Origin of the sequence: Duncaniella sp. C9 (genome assembly GCF_004803935.1) — a bacterium.
GTDB classification, from domain to species: Bacteria; Bacteroidota; Bacteroidia; order Bacteroidales; family Muribaculaceae; genus Duncaniella; species Duncaniella muris.
Genome location: NZ_CP039547.1, coordinates 2,246,917 through 2,261,615 on the forward strand (window position 1 = coordinate 2,246,917; position 14,699 = coordinate 2,261,615).

The 14,699-nt window shown below is 46.4% G+C and carries 13 protein-coding genes and 3 pseudogenes; 15 read left to right on the plus strand and 1 reads right to left on the minus strand.

All coding sequences use genetic code 11. The annotated features are described in order from the left end of the window. The first annotated feature begins 579 nt into the window (after positions 1 to 579). Together E7745_RS09425 and E7745_RS09430 are read left to right on the plus strand one after the other, a co-directional pair. A complete protein-coding gene (locus E7745_RS09425; RefSeq protein WP_124075947.1) occupies positions 580 to 2,235 on the plus strand; it encodes a diphosphate--fructose-6-phosphate 1-phosphotransferase in 1,656 nt (551 codons plus the stop codon). Positions 2,236 to 2,405: 170 nt separating this feature from the next. Beyond that, on the plus strand, positions 2,406 to 3,497 hold the full coding sequence (locus tag E7745_RS09430) for a lysylphosphatidylglycerol synthase transmembrane domain-containing protein (RefSeq protein ID WP_168182076.1): 1,092 nt from the start codon (positions 2,406 to 2,408) through the stop codon (positions 3,495 to 3,497). On the opposite strand, the gene E7745_RS09435 is transcribed toward E7745_RS09430, so the two are convergent. Next, entirely contained in the window at positions 3,486 to 3,737 is a 252-nt protein-coding gene (locus E7745_RS09435) for a hypothetical protein (RefSeq protein WP_124075949.1), read from the minus strand. The genes E7745_RS09430 and E7745_RS09435 overlap by 12 nt on opposite strands. Positions 3,738 to 4,077: 340 nt before the next feature. Here E7745_RS09435 and E7745_RS09440 point away from each other — a divergent pair. The 13 genes and pseudogenes from E7745_RS09440 to E7745_RS09510 all read left to right on the plus strand — a co-directional run. Beyond that, positions 4,078 to 4,779, plus strand: a pseudogene (locus E7745_RS09440) (PRTRC system protein E); the annotation flags it as partial. Between the two features lie 4 nt (positions 4,780 to 4,783). Next, on the plus strand, positions 4,784 to 5,005 hold the full coding sequence (locus E7745_RS09445; RefSeq protein ID WP_016274015.1) for a PRTRC system protein C: 222 nt from the start codon (positions 4,784 to 4,786) through the stop codon (positions 5,003 to 5,005). Between the two features lie 335 nt (positions 5,006 to 5,340). After that, positions 5,341 to 6,519, plus strand: a pseudogene (locus E7745_RS09455) (IS4 family transposase). 103 nt (positions 6,520 to 6,622) lie between these two features. Then, entirely contained in the window at positions 6,623 to 6,994 is a 372-nt protein-coding gene (locus tag E7745_RS09460) for a BlaI/MecI/CopY family transcriptional regulator (RefSeq protein ID WP_136409189.1), read from the plus strand. Between the two features lie 129 nt (positions 6,995 to 7,123). Next, the gene (locus E7745_RS09465) at positions 7,124 to 7,759 is read left to right on the plus strand and encodes a CatB-related O-acetyltransferase (protein ID WP_136408721.1); all 636 of its coding nucleotides are present in this window, start codon (positions 7,124 to 7,126) and stop codon (positions 7,757 to 7,759) included. Between the two features lie 20 nt (positions 7,760 to 7,779). Next, the gene (bla, locus tag E7745_RS09470; RefSeq protein ID WP_104404003.1) at positions 7,780 to 8,676 is read left to right on the plus strand and encodes a class A beta-lactamase; all 897 of its coding nucleotides are present in this window, start codon (positions 7,780 to 7,782) and stop codon (positions 8,674 to 8,676) included. Between the two features lie 9 nt (positions 8,677 to 8,685). Next, positions 8,686 to 9,249, plus strand: a complete 564-nt coding sequence (locus E7745_RS15255; RefSeq protein WP_370291694.1) for a zinc ribbon domain-containing protein — start codon at positions 8,686 to 8,688, stop codon at positions 9,247 to 9,249. Positions 9,250 to 9,336: 87 nt separating this feature from the next. Further along, positions 9,337 to 10,125 carry a hypothetical protein gene (locus E7745_RS09485; protein WP_123400332.1) on the plus strand — a complete coding sequence of 263 codons (789 nt, stop codon included), beginning with the start codon at positions 9,337 to 9,339 and terminating at the stop codon, positions 10,123 to 10,125. Then, positions 10,115 to 11,899 (plus strand): DUF4303 domain-containing protein, encoded by a 1,785-nt coding sequence (locus tag E7745_RS09490; RefSeq protein ID WP_136408722.1) that lies wholly within the window; start codon positions 10,115 to 10,117, stop codon positions 11,897 to 11,899. Before E7745_RS09485 ends, E7745_RS09490 begins: the two co-directional genes overlap by 11 nt. A gap of 39 nt (positions 11,900 to 11,938) precedes the next feature. Continuing rightward, positions 11,939 to 12,541 carry a uracil-DNA glycosylase family protein gene (locus tag E7745_RS09495; protein WP_107033043.1) on the plus strand — a complete coding sequence of 201 codons (603 nt, stop codon included), beginning with the start codon at positions 11,939 to 11,941 and terminating at the stop codon, positions 12,539 to 12,541. A 2-nt stretch (positions 12,542 to 12,543) separates the two neighbouring features. Beyond that, the gene (locus tag E7745_RS09500; RefSeq protein WP_057250590.1) at positions 12,544 to 12,993 is read left to right on the plus strand and encodes a DUF6194 family protein; all 450 of its coding nucleotides are present in this window, start codon (positions 12,544 to 12,546) and stop codon (positions 12,991 to 12,993) included. Between the two features lie 41 nt (positions 12,994 to 13,034). Continuing rightward, complete coding sequence (locus E7745_RS09505; protein ID WP_124076277.1) at positions 13,035 to 13,715, plus strand: zinc ribbon domain-containing protein; 681 nt, start codon at positions 13,035 to 13,037, stop codon at positions 13,713 to 13,715. 148 nt (positions 13,716 to 13,863) lie between these two features. Next, positions 13,864 to 14,664: pseudogene (locus tag E7745_RS09510) on the plus strand (DUF6597 domain-containing transcriptional factor). Positions 14,665 to 14,699 lie beyond the last annotated feature (35 nt).

Genomic DNA, 14,699 nt, shown 5'->3' on the forward strand with positions numbered 1-14,699 from the left:
CTCTTAGAGCGGATTTTACGGCATATTTACACAAAAGTCGCATTGCCTCAAAATGGCAAAATATTGACTTTTCGATAATTGACAAAATGAAACTTTTGGGCTTGGATTGAAACAAAAATTAGCATTAAATGTGTAAATGTTAAAAGGTAAAGGGGTAAAGCGCAGTAAAAATACAATAATTAACATATTGTAACAATTGAGGTGTGCCAAATATGACAAATTGTTGACCGATTTTTCATATGCAGGGGGGAGTTGATATTGTAAATGTTAAATTGGTTAGTGGGTTTTTAGAGTGTACTTACCTGTAAAACAGCTATTAGCGCAATACAGCGGGATGTGTGCACTTTTACAATATTTTGCAGATTTTAACGCAGCAAGATCACGCCTGGGAAATGGCTATAACACTCAGGGCAAAATCGCTTGATTTTTTCCGAAATATTTGCGACCTTTGCCAAAGTAAAAAGCTAATTGTCTTTTAGAAGTGCAGATTCAGAGGTTGAGATTATACAATCTCGAAGCATTCTTTCCTCGTTTTAGGTGCAATGTCAAAATAGAAATAACCCTTTATAAAGAAAAAAGATGAAAAAAAGCGCTTTGCAGCAAGCCCGTGCGGCTTACAAGCCCCAACTCCCCATCGTGCTTACCGGTGGTGTGAAAGTGGTTGAAGGTGAGGCTACCCAGTCGGCCGACAATCAGGAAGACATCAAAAATCTTTTCCCCAACACCTACGGTCTCCCCGAAATCCGTTTCGAAAAAGTTCCGGCAGAGGAGTCAGTAGAGCCTATCAATGTAGGTGTGATCCTTTCAGGAGGCCAGGCCCCCGGCGGACACAACGTCATCAGCGGTCTCTTCGACGGTATCAAGAACATCAATAAAAAGAGCCGTCTCTACGGTTTCCTCATGGGCCCCGGCGGTCTCGTTGACCACAAATATAAAGAACTCACTGCCGAAATCATTGACGAATACCGCAACACCGGCGGCTTCGACATCATCGGTTCAGGCCGTACAAAGCTCGAAACCAAAGAGCAGTTCGACAAGGGCCTTGAAATCCTCAAGGAACTCGACATCAAAGCGCTCGTTATCATCGGCGGTGACGACTCGAACACAAACGCCGCCATCCTCGCCGAATACTACAAGGCCATCGGTGCCGGTGTGCAGGTGATCGGTGTGCCCAAGACCATCGACGGCGACCTCAAGAACAACGTCATCGAAACCTCGTTCGGCTTCGACACCGCCACCAAGGTGTATTCCGAAGTGATCGGCAACATCCAGCGCGACTGTAACTCAGCCAAAAAATACTGGCACTTCATCAAACTCATGGGCCGTTCGGCTTCTCACATCGCCCTCGAATGCGCTCTCCAGTGCCAGCCCAACGTCTGCATCATCTCTGAGGAAGTCGAGGCAAAGAATCTAACACTCGATCAGGTTGTGGATGACATCGCCGATGCGGTAGTGGCACGTGCAAAAGACGGCAACAACTACGGTGTGGTCCTCATCCCCGAAGGCCTAATCGAATTCATCCCCGCTGTCAAGGCCCTCATCTCCGAACTCAACGACCTTCTCGCTGTCAAGGCTGAGGAATTCGCTGCAATTGATCCTGAAAAGCAGCGCGAATGGGTGCTCGGTCAGCTCAGCGAAGCAAATGCCAAGACCTACGAGTCGCTCCCTGCAGGCGTGGCCCGTCAGCTCACTCTCGACCGCGACCCCCACGGCAACGTGCAGGTTTCTCTTATCGAGACTGAAAAGCTCCTCTCGGAAATGGTTGGCAAGCGTCTCGAACAGCTCGCTGCCGAAGGAAAATACAATGGCAAGTATGCCACAATGCACCACTTCTTCGGCTATGAAGGCCGCTGCGCCGATCCCTCTAACTTCGACGCAAACTATTGCTATGCGCTCGGCTACACCGCAGCCTGCCTGATCGCAGCGGGCAAGACCGGCTACATGTCAAGCCTCCGCAATCTCACCTTCGCTCCCGTCAACTGGATTGCAGGCGGTATCCCCATCACCATGATGATGAACATGGAACGCCGTCACGGCGAAATGAAGCCTGTGATCCGCAAGGCTCTCGTTGAACTCGACGGTGCGCCCTTCCTGAAATTCGCCAAGGAACGCAACACTTGGAAATATAACACCTGCTACACTTATCCCGGCCCGATCCAGTACTTCGGTCCCTCTGAAATCTGCGATCTTCCTTCACTCACACTCGTCTACGAGCAGAAGCGCCGCCGCTATTGATAAATAGCATTTAGAATAAAAATCCACCCGTCCCGCCGGACCGCTCCGGCAGGACGGGTGGATTTTTATTGTGAGCAATTATGCGTTTTCACTTGTTGTAAGAGATAACAGGTTGTTCCCGAACAGCCTCGGAGAGAATACGAACCGGAAATTCAATGATGCAACAAAAAATGTCAGAGGGATCAGCTCACAGACTGGTGGCTGTCATAGCGCGCGTAATGAAATATCTGCTGCCCGTAGCGGTGTCGGTAGGAATGGTCGTCTGGCTCTTCCACAAAGTCGACATCCGCCAGATAGGTGAAATCATGAGCAGCGGAGTGGACTATCGTTATCTTGTTGCCATGATGGTTCTGACAGTCCTGTCACACGTGATCAGAGGCATCCGATGGGGCATACAGCTCCGCGCCGCAGGCATTCCCCGCATACCAGTCCTGGCCGAAAGTGTCTCGATCTTCGGGGCATATGCTCTGAATCTGCTTTTCCCGTATCTCGGAGAGGCCTGGAGGTGTGTCTACATCTCCCGCCGCGAGCAATGCAAACTGTCAACCGTTGTGGGCACCGACATCGGCGACAGGGCTTCTGACGGAATAATGATTCTGCTGCTGGTGTTTATCGCCCTTTTTGTGGCCAGACCCTATATGGACCGTTTTCTCGACCGTTATCCGCTCGGTGAGGCCATTGACCGCATCACCACCAGCGGCGGGTTGTGGATCTGGATTGCCGTAGTGGTCGCGCTTCTGGTAGCCGGAGACTATTTCTTCCGCCGGACGGCCTTTGTCAAAGGTGTCAACCGGAGTCTCCGCAGAATCTGGAACGGATTCGTGGTCCTGTTCCACATGAAAGGGACCGGCCTCTACATAGTGCTCACGTTCGGCATATGGATCTGCTATTTCCTCGACACCTATCTTTGTTCCTTTGCCTTCCCCTTCACACGTCAGCTCATAAGCGGCCAGGGCTATTGCTGGGGGTTGATTCCGGGGCTGGTGGTGTTTGTATTCGGATCATGCAGCATGGGAGTCCCCTCGAACGGTGGACTTGGTCCGTGGAACATCGCCGTCATGTTCGCGCTCAGCCTTTTCGGTATCAGCGACAGCGACGGTGCGGCCTATTCACTGGTCTGCTGGAGTTTCCAGACCGCCATGCTCATAGCGTCAGGCATATTCAGCGCCATCTACATAATACTCTCCCGCCGCAGACTCCCCGCTCATCGCCCAGTCATAGATAAAGCGAATCTCATAAATTCAGGCAATTCAGAGAAATGAACACTGCTCAGGGGTGGTGAGAAGAAAATTACGGTCAGATGGAGCCGGCAAAGAATCATCCTTCACGATAAGCGATTCATATTCTATGCCGAGCTTCTTTAGGAACTCAAAAGACCAGTTGCCATCTATCGCGACAATCGAGTCATGACGGCTATCACTTGATGCTGACGCAGATCCTTTGTCCCTGCACGAGACACTCAAGATCAATATGGCTGTAATTATCAAAAGTATATGTTTCATTGCTTACCTCCTTTCCACCATAGTTTCATAAGACCTTTGAATTTAGTTCAATACTTACTATAATGTGCAAAAGGTCATAGTAATAGAAATATTGCTGTCCGATAAAACTTTTTGAGGCAAAACAAAATTAGGACTGGCACCTATTGCAGGAGTCAGTCCTTTTAGTTTTATCGGACAGCAATAAAAAAGAAATGACTATGAGACAGGCTGTCATGACAGCGGCACAACCGGCGGTGACAATTCCGGTGCCGAAAAAAAGAATCGTCCGGATTGAAAGACCCGGAATCAAGTCAAGGCGAAAGAATCCAAAGAGGACAGGGAAAAGCGCGAGAAGTATGAGAAGAATCTCAAGAAGGCAAAGGAGCATATCGCCGCCAAGAGACATAAGGAGGCCGTGGATGCGCTTACCGAGGCACGCAAGTACGCCAACCCCGGCGACTTGAAGGCTATCGACGAACGGCTTGACGAGCAGAAGAAACTGTCGGAACAAGGCGACCTCTTCGCAATGATGGAGGAACCAGAGCAGACTCAACCGCAGCAGTCCCAAGTCCAGCAACCGACACAACAGCCCGCGACGGCGCAGGTACAGCCTCAGCCAATGCCGGAACCTGTTAAACCGATTCAACAACCGATCGTTCAACAGCAAGCTGCACCACAACATCAGTCCGCCATGCCACAGCAGGAAATGCCGGCGCAAGCTGCACACCCCGCTCAACAGCCATACGGCAACCCCGGACAGGGATATAGTGGCCAGTACGGATATCCGCAACAGGCACATCCCAAAGGTGGCTATCCTCAATATGCACATTCAAATGGCGGAATGATGCCGCCAAACGAGGGGCAGAACGCCGCGTATCCTCCCAACGGTCAGCCACGGTACTCACAGCAGCCGATGCCGTTCGATCACGACATGGCGACTCATGCGCCGAGAATGGCGGATCCGGACGACGCGCCTCCTTACCGGCCGGAGGAATATGCGGAATATCCCGACTTCCCCGCGTCAATGTTACAAGGTAATTATGTACAACCCCAAATGATGTAAGACTATGGCACTCGAAATCACAGGAATCAAACGCGTGTTCACTTTCAAGAAAGGGACAGCCACAATCACACTCGACGACCCCAATCCGTCGGACAGCCCCGAAATGGTGATGGGATTCTATTCCAATACCTATCCCGAACTGACAACCGCCACGGTACACGGTCCCACCATGAAGGACGACGCGGCGGTCTATGAGTTCAAGACCACAATCGGAACCAAAGGATAAGAACTAATGCCCGTAAAACCTAAAAAAGAGAACCAATGCAGACTCCTGAGCGAATCACAGTCGGAACAGCTCGCAAAGCTGCTCATAAGTCAGACAGAGAGGCGCTATCATTACGGAGTGAACCGGCAAAGAAGAATTACAGCACCCAGCGGTGCTGTAATTCTTTTCTGAAAACGACCTTCCAGAGCACCGTACCTTCGTTCATAATTAGTAGTGGTGCGATAAAAATCCAACTACTGTGATTAATATATTAGTATTTAGCCAAATACAAGAGTACATTGATTCTTTGATTTGAATTTGGTTTATTAGTCTTGTTGTTCAGAAGCATCAAGATTATGAATCAAGGAAAGTTCGTGTTCTCCCAAGTCATCGAGTTTATACCGCGCTACTGGTTCGATAAGCTGGTAAAGCAATATAAAGGCGATTGGCATGTAAAGAATCTCACCAGTTACAACCACCTCCTTCATCTGCTCTTTGTTCAATTGACAGGGTGTGATTCACTTAGAGACATTTGTCTATGCTTGGAAGCTCACTCAAAAATTCTATATCACCTCGGTTTTCGCAACACAGTGAACCATACATCATTGTCTCGCGCAAACGAAAGCAGGGATTATCGTATTTTTGAGGGCCTTGGGTTTTATCTTATCGGATTGGTTAGACCAATGTATTCAAAGGTTCAACTCTCCGATATAACCATAGACAACGTAATTTATGCGTTGGACTCCACGACCATATCCACAAGCATAAAACTCGCAGCATGGGCGTTGGGCAAATACAGCAAGGGCGCAGTTAAAATGCACACATTACTTGATTTACGAGGAAGTATACCCACCAACATCCATATCACTGATGGTAAATGGCATGACAGTAACGAACTCGACATGCTCACACCGGAACCATTCGCTTTTTATGTAATGGACAAGGCGTATGTTGACTTCAAGGCACTGTTCAGATTCCATCAGTCGCAGGCATTCTGGGTGTTACGCCCAAAAGAGAACATGAAGTTCACAACCATCGAGCAGTTGGCTATCCCCGATACGACCCCAAGTATCATAGAAGACTCTCGGATTCGTGTCACCGGATACAAGTCCTGCAAGCTCTATCCTGAGGATATGAGATTCGTATGAGTATATGACCCGGACAATGATGCCATTGTTGATTTCATATCCAATAACTTTGAAGTCTGCGCATTGGAAATCGCCAATCTTTATCGTCACCGTTGGGATATAGAGGTTTTCTTCAAGTGGATTAAGCAGAACATCGTCGTCAAGAATCTTTGGGGATTCTCCGAAAATGCCGTTAAAGTCCACATTTGGACTGCCATCATAGCCTATCTGACGGTAGCAAGAATAAAAGCCAATTATAACAGCTGCTATTCTATTACCGAGGTGGCGACCTTGATCAGAATCTCTGCCTTGGAGCGTGTCGACCTGCGATGGCTTATGACCAAACAAGACCCATCAACCAATTCAGACCAAAATGTCAAAGAACTCTCTTTATTTGATGATTTTTAAACTAACGCGATTTTTATCGCACCAGTAGTAATTTAAGCATATAAATCTTTGCGGTCTAACGAATTTAGACTAACTTTGCACTATAAATCTTAAGTTGAAGATGATGGAACAACTTACCAAGCGTGAAGAAGAAGTGATGAATAAGTTTTGGGAGAAGGGCGAAGCTACCGTTAAGGAGATTATTGCCACTTATCCCGAACCTCGTCCAAGTCGAACTGCCATATCTACATTCGTGAAGTTTCTTGTTGATAAGGGCTTTTTAGGCCACAAGCCGGCAGGAAACAACGGATTCATCTACTATCCCCTTATAGAAAGAGAGGAGTATTGTGGTAACAATCTGAAAAATGTCGTTCAGCGATATTTCAACAATTCCATTCGTGGAGTGATAAGCACTCTTGTAAGAGATAGGAAAATGTCAGACGATGAAGTCCTGGAGTTGATAAATCAGGTGATAGAAGGCAATCGCCAAGAATAGAACTGATTATTATATGGAAGTCAAGAGCGTTATTGGCATTAATGGTGATGCGCAGGAAGATGGCAATATTTATCATTATTTGCACATATTGAATATAAATGAAATAGAACGGCTCAAATAGTTTTAGATATGAACCAAACAGAGATATATCCTCGTTCTGGTGATAATCAGACTGTCTATCTTAAATCAGTCATAACGCACCAGAATATTGAAGTCGGAGATTTTACCATTTACAATGATTTTGTGAATGACCCTCGTGACTTTGAGAAGAATAACGTGCTGTATCATTATCCTATAAATCATGATTGTTTGATTATCGGAAAGTTTTGCTCAATAGCCTGCGGAGCAAAGTTTATATTCAATTGCGCCAACCATACCCTGAAATCGCTTTCTACATACACGTTCCCGCTTTTCTTTGAGGAATGGGACTTACCGAAATCTGATGTTGTTTCTGCTTGGGATAACAAGGGCGATATTGTAATTGGCAATGATGTGTGGATTGGATATGACGCTATAATAATGGCTGGGGTGACCATCGGTGATGGTGCTATAATTGGCACACGAGCTGTTGTCACAAAGGATGTCGAGCCATACTCGATTGTTGGCGGTGTTCCTGCAAAGGAAATACGAAAACGATTCTCTACAGATATTATAGCCCGATTGCAAGAACTCCAATGGTGGAACTGGGACGCAGATATAATTCGTAATTCAATCAAAGCTATTCAAGACGGGGATTTAGGTTCATTAGACTGTCATTTTATATGAGGGACAAAACTGTATTCAAAATGAGAAAGTTACTGTTTATAATTATATATTTGTCTTTTATATCGCCTGCTTTCGCTGGTGGAAACAAGGCGATAGAGAATGCTTTGCACGAGTATATCAAAGGGAAAGATGCCCGTATAGGTGTCGCGGTCATTATCAATGGCAAAGACACCGTATCTGTCAACGGCAATCGGGACTTCCCTATGATGAGCGTAGTCAAATTTCCGCTGGCTCTGACGGTAGCGCACTGGATAAATACTAACGGTATGTCCCTGAACGATACCGTAACATTCAGCGAGAAGGCTATGAAAGAGGATACCTATAGCCCGATGCTCAAAAAGTATGGTAAGAGCCGAAATACCATAACTATAAGAGAACTGATTGAATGGTCTTTGGTTGAGAGTGACAACAATGCGGCAGACATACTCCTGCATCGCGTCGGTGGAACATCGGGAGTAACATCAATAATGAGGCAAATGGGTATCTCTGATGAGATTGTAATCGGAGCCTCGGAAGAAGATATGCACCGTGATCCATACCTAAGCTATCTTAACCGTACCACACCTTTGGCAATGGCGCAGCTATTTGATAGGTTTTACCACGAATTGAGAAACGCATCACAGTTATATTCTGAAATATCCGTCATGCTTGAACAGTGTCGCACGGGGCTTGACAGGCTTGCTTTCCCCCTTTTGCCTACTAATGCCCTGATAGGACATAAGACAGGTACGGGATTTCCGACACCCGAAGGTCGCATATCCGCAGTAAATGATTGTGGATATGTGAATTTGCCTAATGGTACAAGATATTCTATTGCCGTGTTTGTTGCTGATTCCAATTACGACATAGCAACGACCTCAGCCATCATTGCTGAGGTTTCTAAGATTGTCTTGGAAGGTTTGATTAAACAAAAATAAGATAAGAATATGGAACATAAATTTTGTCAAAGCTGCGGAATGCCGCTGACTACAGACAACAAAGGTACTAATGCTGATGGCAGTCGCAACGAGGATTACTGTATCTACTGCTATAAGGATGGCAGATTCACACAAGACTTCACTATGGAGCAGATGATTGAACATTGCGCTCAGTTTACCGACGAGATAAACAAGGAGTCAGGACAGACCTTGACACAGGAGCAGGCAAAAGACATGATGCGTCAATTCTTTCCACAACTCAAACGCTGGAAAAACCGGACAGCCATGTTTATTGCAATTCTGACATATAAAAAACCGCTTGAAGAAGTCGACCGTTTCCTTCAGGCACATCGTGACTATCTTGCCGAGCACTATGCGGCTGGCGATTTCATCGCATCCGGTCCGCAGACTCCCCGCGTTGGCGGTGTGATAATGATAAAGTCTGACAATCGCGCGTTGGTAGACTCCATCATCGCTCAAGATCCGTTCAACATCAACGGAATTGCCGACTACCGGATTGTGGAGTTTACTCCGACAATGTTCGTTTCCGAAGAATTGATTTGGAAGAACTGAAAATATCACGACAAGAACTAATTTATGCCCTACATATCAATCGAGAGCGGCAAACTGACCGCTGAACATAAAAACCGTTAATTGAAAATGAGCAACGATACACGAGACATCTTTTCCGGACTTAAAGCCCGCAAACCACAATATGTGCTGGGCACAAAGAACGGGGATATACGCACATCAAACGTGACCGAGGAAAAGATCCTTGATGCTATAGATGACATTGAGGATAACGGATGTGTATACCTTGAAAAATGCGTGCCGGTGGTGTTAGTCAGCGATGCAAAGGCATACTCAATTGATTACTTTAAAGATAGCAGTATAGCGGTATGTTTTATGGTCAACGGATATATGCTGCGAATGTGGCGGTCGGACGTTGATTGCGACATGGCCGCCGATATCATGTGTGACTTCTTCCGCACCGCATCGCTCCCTGATATGACCGGCTGGCACTGCCAGAAAATCCATCCCGAGCAAGAAATGGCAGAGACGAAACTATGTGTTGACGGCGAGGATTTCCGATACTTTGATATGGCGGATGTGTTCTGTGCTTTGGAAGATATCATAGAGGGCAAATCGCTATGGATGCTTTATGATTTCACTAAAGGCGATGGCGGGTATATCAACATCAGCAGGCGTGACAATGATACCGCTCCGACCACCGGATATAAAGTTGAATATGTAAGGTGGTCGGAGCCGGTACCTATTGGTTACAGAGGTGTTGTTTCTGATGAAGGACTCCTGCGGAGCTGGCTGTGGAGTCTGATTGATGGCGAGAGATTGCCCGATCCTCTGAGCTGTTGGGAGGAGTTTGACGTAAACGATTATTTTGGAAGACTGGTATTCAGATTTTTAGACGAAGAGAAAGATGAAAGGTAAATATAGCAGGCAGGTGAAAACGGCAGTCAAGCTGATTTGGTCAAGTTTTGACCGCGATGAAATACGCCGGGGATACTCAATACTTATATTGGAGGCGCAAAAGGGCGATGCAGATGCGCTGGCATTCATAGCCCGCTGCTTCATGGGTGAGGAGTATGTGTGGCCACAAGCAGGCTTCAAAGTTGACGATGCCAACGCATCGAAGTTGATGCAAAAGAGCGCGATGATGGGCAGTGCCACGGGCGTTCTTTGTGCTGCGCGAAGCGCAAACCTCACCCCTTCGGTGGTACGTGCAATGCCGTTCGCCTCGTTTAAGGAAGCGTTTGAAGAGATTCTCGGTCAGGCAGAGCGTGGCGACGCCTTCTGTTGCTACATGGTCGGCAATGTGTATTATTGGGGCGACTATCTACGTGTTGAGCCAGACTATGCCAAGCAATTCAAAGACGAAAGCGACTATAACGCATGGGCCTGGCCGATAGCAAAGGTGTGGTACGAGCGCAGTTTCGACGGCGGTCTTTGTGCCGGATGGGGCAATTATTGCGACATACGCAAATCCGGCTTCTGCGAAATTGCGCGGGATGTTTATGAGAAATATTACTTGATGCTGGCGGATATTTCACCCGTAATCTGCAACAACTACGGCTATTATCTCCGCACCGAGAAGGGCGACTCATACGGTGGGCTGTTGCGATATGTGGAGGCTGCCCGCAGGGGCGACCCACAAGCCGCATACAATGCAGGGCATATCTACGAAGCCGGTGAAGAAGTGGATGAGAATATCGACCTTGCATATCAACTCTATGAAATGGCTGCCAAATGCGGACATCCCGCAGGACAATTTGAGGTAGGATATTATCTGTTTGAAGGCTTCGGTGATGTGGAGCAGGACTACGCCAAGGCTGTGGAATGGTTTGAAAAGGCATACCAAAACCCGAAATGCAGCAAGACCACCCGGACGCAGACCGCCGCCTACCTCGGTTTATGCTATCAGGAGGGGCTTGGAACAGTTCAAGACGACGATGTGGCATTCGAGTATCTTCATGAAGCCGGGGAAGACATCGACAATCTATGGGAGTCAATAACCGTCAAGGTGCTCACCGCACTCGGCGTGGCGTATGCCTTCGGTCGTGGCACCGAAACGGATATTGAGTTGGGATACCAGTATTTTGAGGATGCTGTAAAACTCGGTTCGGAAGAAGCCAAAGAGTATATCGGCTATATCAACTCGCCCGACTTTGAAGCCCGCGAGCGGAAAAAAGAAGAACCGGCCACTCCCGTAGCCCCGTTCTGGCAGGAAGTGACTGAAAAAATCAGAGATGCGGTTACAACTGACCTGCGCGAAATTCTTGGCTGCATAGATGATGAGCACATATACACTGCCGCCTTGGTCACCGACAGGTATTGCTGCTCTCTTTTTCTCGCTGTGAACACGTTGGAGTACCTTCAAAGCGAAGACGAAGAACCCGATGACGAGAGCAAATGGCATCCGGATGAATGGGGATATTCCGACGGACATGGCAGCGAACTGGTGAAGCTCAGCAAATCGCTGTGGGAAAACCACGCTACTTTGCCGGGCGAAGCCTTTTTCTTCAGCGCAATGATATCAGCGATGGCGCAGGTCAAAGGTTCGGGAATATTCGGAGAGCGCACCGACGAAATCACATTCTTCATTTCAATATCGGATGATGAAGACGCTGAAAATCTCGAAGACTCGTCAGCCATGACACTGAACAGCCCCGAACTGGCAGCAGCTTTTTTGAATAGAAACAAGTAACTTTGAAAACAGCTAAATTCGTTTAACCTCAGGAGAATCATGAATATAAAGTTGGAACTACAACAACTCTGTGGGGATACCCAAAATCTACGGCTTAATGACGTAAATATTGAGCCGGAAACGATACGGGCAATCATGATAAACGAGGTTGTCCCGTCATGTCCGGAGGAGGATTTCTACGGGAAACAGGATTCCGCGTATATGTCAACGACAATTCCATTGTTCAGAAAAGCAGGGATAGAGGTAAATTCAATACAGGATATTCTGGATCATGGAATTTACATTACCAATGCTGTCAAGACACCTAAAAGCGAATATGCAGTTTCAAAGGAGAGCATAGAGGATAGCCTGCCCTATCTGGAAAAAGAGCTTGCTTTGTTTCCAAACGTCAAGGTTATCATGCTTATGGGTGATGTGGCAAAGAAAGCCTTTAATATGATATGCAAGAAGGCGACCAAGAAAAATGCCGTTCCAAGTATATCTACTTACAAGTTACGTAATACTGAGATTTTCTATAATGGAATACGCATTATGTCCTCTTACATTATGACCGGCCAGAACATTCTGATTGAAAAGTCAAAATTCGAGATGGCATCGAAGGATATAGAAACGATGTACAGGTTAATTAAATGTTTTGATTAAAGATGGCTATTGCACCTGATGATATTTTGAAATATTGCCTTGACAACCTTGAAGGGACGGTCGAAGTAAACAGTTGGGGCGAGCGTGGGATTTTCTACAATCCGGATGGAGTGTTGAAACGTGGGGTTTATATCTTGACGATAAAAGAAAAGGATGGCGACAATGATCGAGCTTCCCACCTTGACCGCAAGGATGTGTGGCGAATAAATATAGGAGTCAGAAAACAGACTTTCCGCACTTTATTCGGAGAACTGCCCAAACGTCCATGTAAAGGTTGCATTGTAGATATGCCGTATGAATTTACCGCAAAGGATGTCATTATGCCGCATCCGGTTTATGCGTGGATGGGCTGGATTTGCGCTTTAACCCCATCTGAAGCGACATTTGAATTATTAAAACCTTACATCCTTGAATCCTACGAATACGCAAAAGAGAAATTCAAAAAAAGATGACGGGATAGTGAACTGATTATTTGAAAACGATGATAGAACATATGGAACAAAGATTTTGTCAAAGCTGCGGTATGCCCCTTGTAGAGGGTAACATCGGCACAAATTCAGACGGCAGTAAAAGTAAGGACTATTGTGGCTACTGCTACAAAGGCGGTGCTTTCCTCCAAGATTTCAACATGAGCCAGATGATAGAGTTCTGCACTCAGTTTACCGACCAGATTAACAAGGAAACGGGTTGGAATCTGACGCCCCAACAGGCAAAGGCTCAAATGCAACAAATCTTCCCAACACTCAAACGTTGGAAAGAAAAAGATGAAAGAAGTTTGACTGAAAAAGCTACACACCTGCTTTTGCAGTGCAAAGAGGTTACGCTGGCATCGGTCAATGCGGACGGTTTTCCGCGCCCTGTGCCATTGGATAAAATTCATTCGTTAGGATGCAATGAGGTCTGGGTAGTGACCGCAGCAGACTCCGAAAAGGTTGCCGATTTCAGGCTCAATCCCAAAGCCGGGCTTTCCTATTCATTTTATGGCGATAGTGTTGCTTTGCGCGGCACAGTCGAAATCATTACGGATGATGTAACCCGCAAGCGGATGTGGCAGAAGTATTTTATAAATTATTTCCCCGCCGGCCCAGCAGATTCGAACTATGTGCTTATTCGCTTTATCGGAAATGAGGCTACCATCTGGATAAACCGCGAGTTTGCTCACATCACCATATAACACATAAATTATGAGAGATTCGGAACAAATGTATCCGGTCGTTTTTACAGCAGCTATCATTCAGAGGAATTTACGGATGAGTGAGGCATATAACACCAATGTCCGTTTTTTACTATCATCGAAAATAATCATGTTGTAATTTTGCGGGATGCAGACATTCAGAATCATACAGCCAACGCCTGCCCTGAAACCGTTTATACGGTATTATTGGATATTGTAGGATAGTACCTCAGGCATAGTGTCGCAACGCACTTTGCCGACAGGCTGTATATCACTTGTGTTCCATCGAGGCGAAAGGCTCAAAGTCACGAACCGTGATGAATTGCAACCGCATAGTTTTATTTGCGGTCAGGAAAGCGGTTATTCAGATGTGACTTCAACCGGTGACATCGAAATGATAGTGGTGGTATTCCAACCTCATGCGGCAAAAATATTCTTTCATATGCCAGTCACTTTACTACGTGACATGAATGTAGCGGTTGCGGACATTGAAAATCCAGCCTTGCGTGATTTGGCACACAGAGTTGAAGACAGTGAAAATCACGACATCTGCATTAAACTGATAGAGAATTATTTCTACAAGAGCCTGATGTATGGGACACCTTATCATCTGCCACGACTGGCGGAAGTGGTACGTCATATCAACAATTCCACTCAAACAAATATCAGGGCACCTTCGAATATTGCGTGCCTGAGCGAAAAGCAATTCTCCCGGATTTTCTCGGAAAACATAGGAACGACACCCAAAGATTTCATGCGTATAGTCAGGTTGCAACGTACCTTATCTGTCATGCAGCATAATCAGGGAATAGGTTTTGCGCAGCTGTCATACGAATGTGGGTACACCGACCAATCCCACATGATTAAAGAACTCAAGCTATTCTCCGGCTACACACCGAAAGAGTATATTGCTCGATACTCTCCTGTTTCTGACTATTTTACATTCTGAAAAATAGCGTTTATACAGCCTTGTATTTGGTTGTC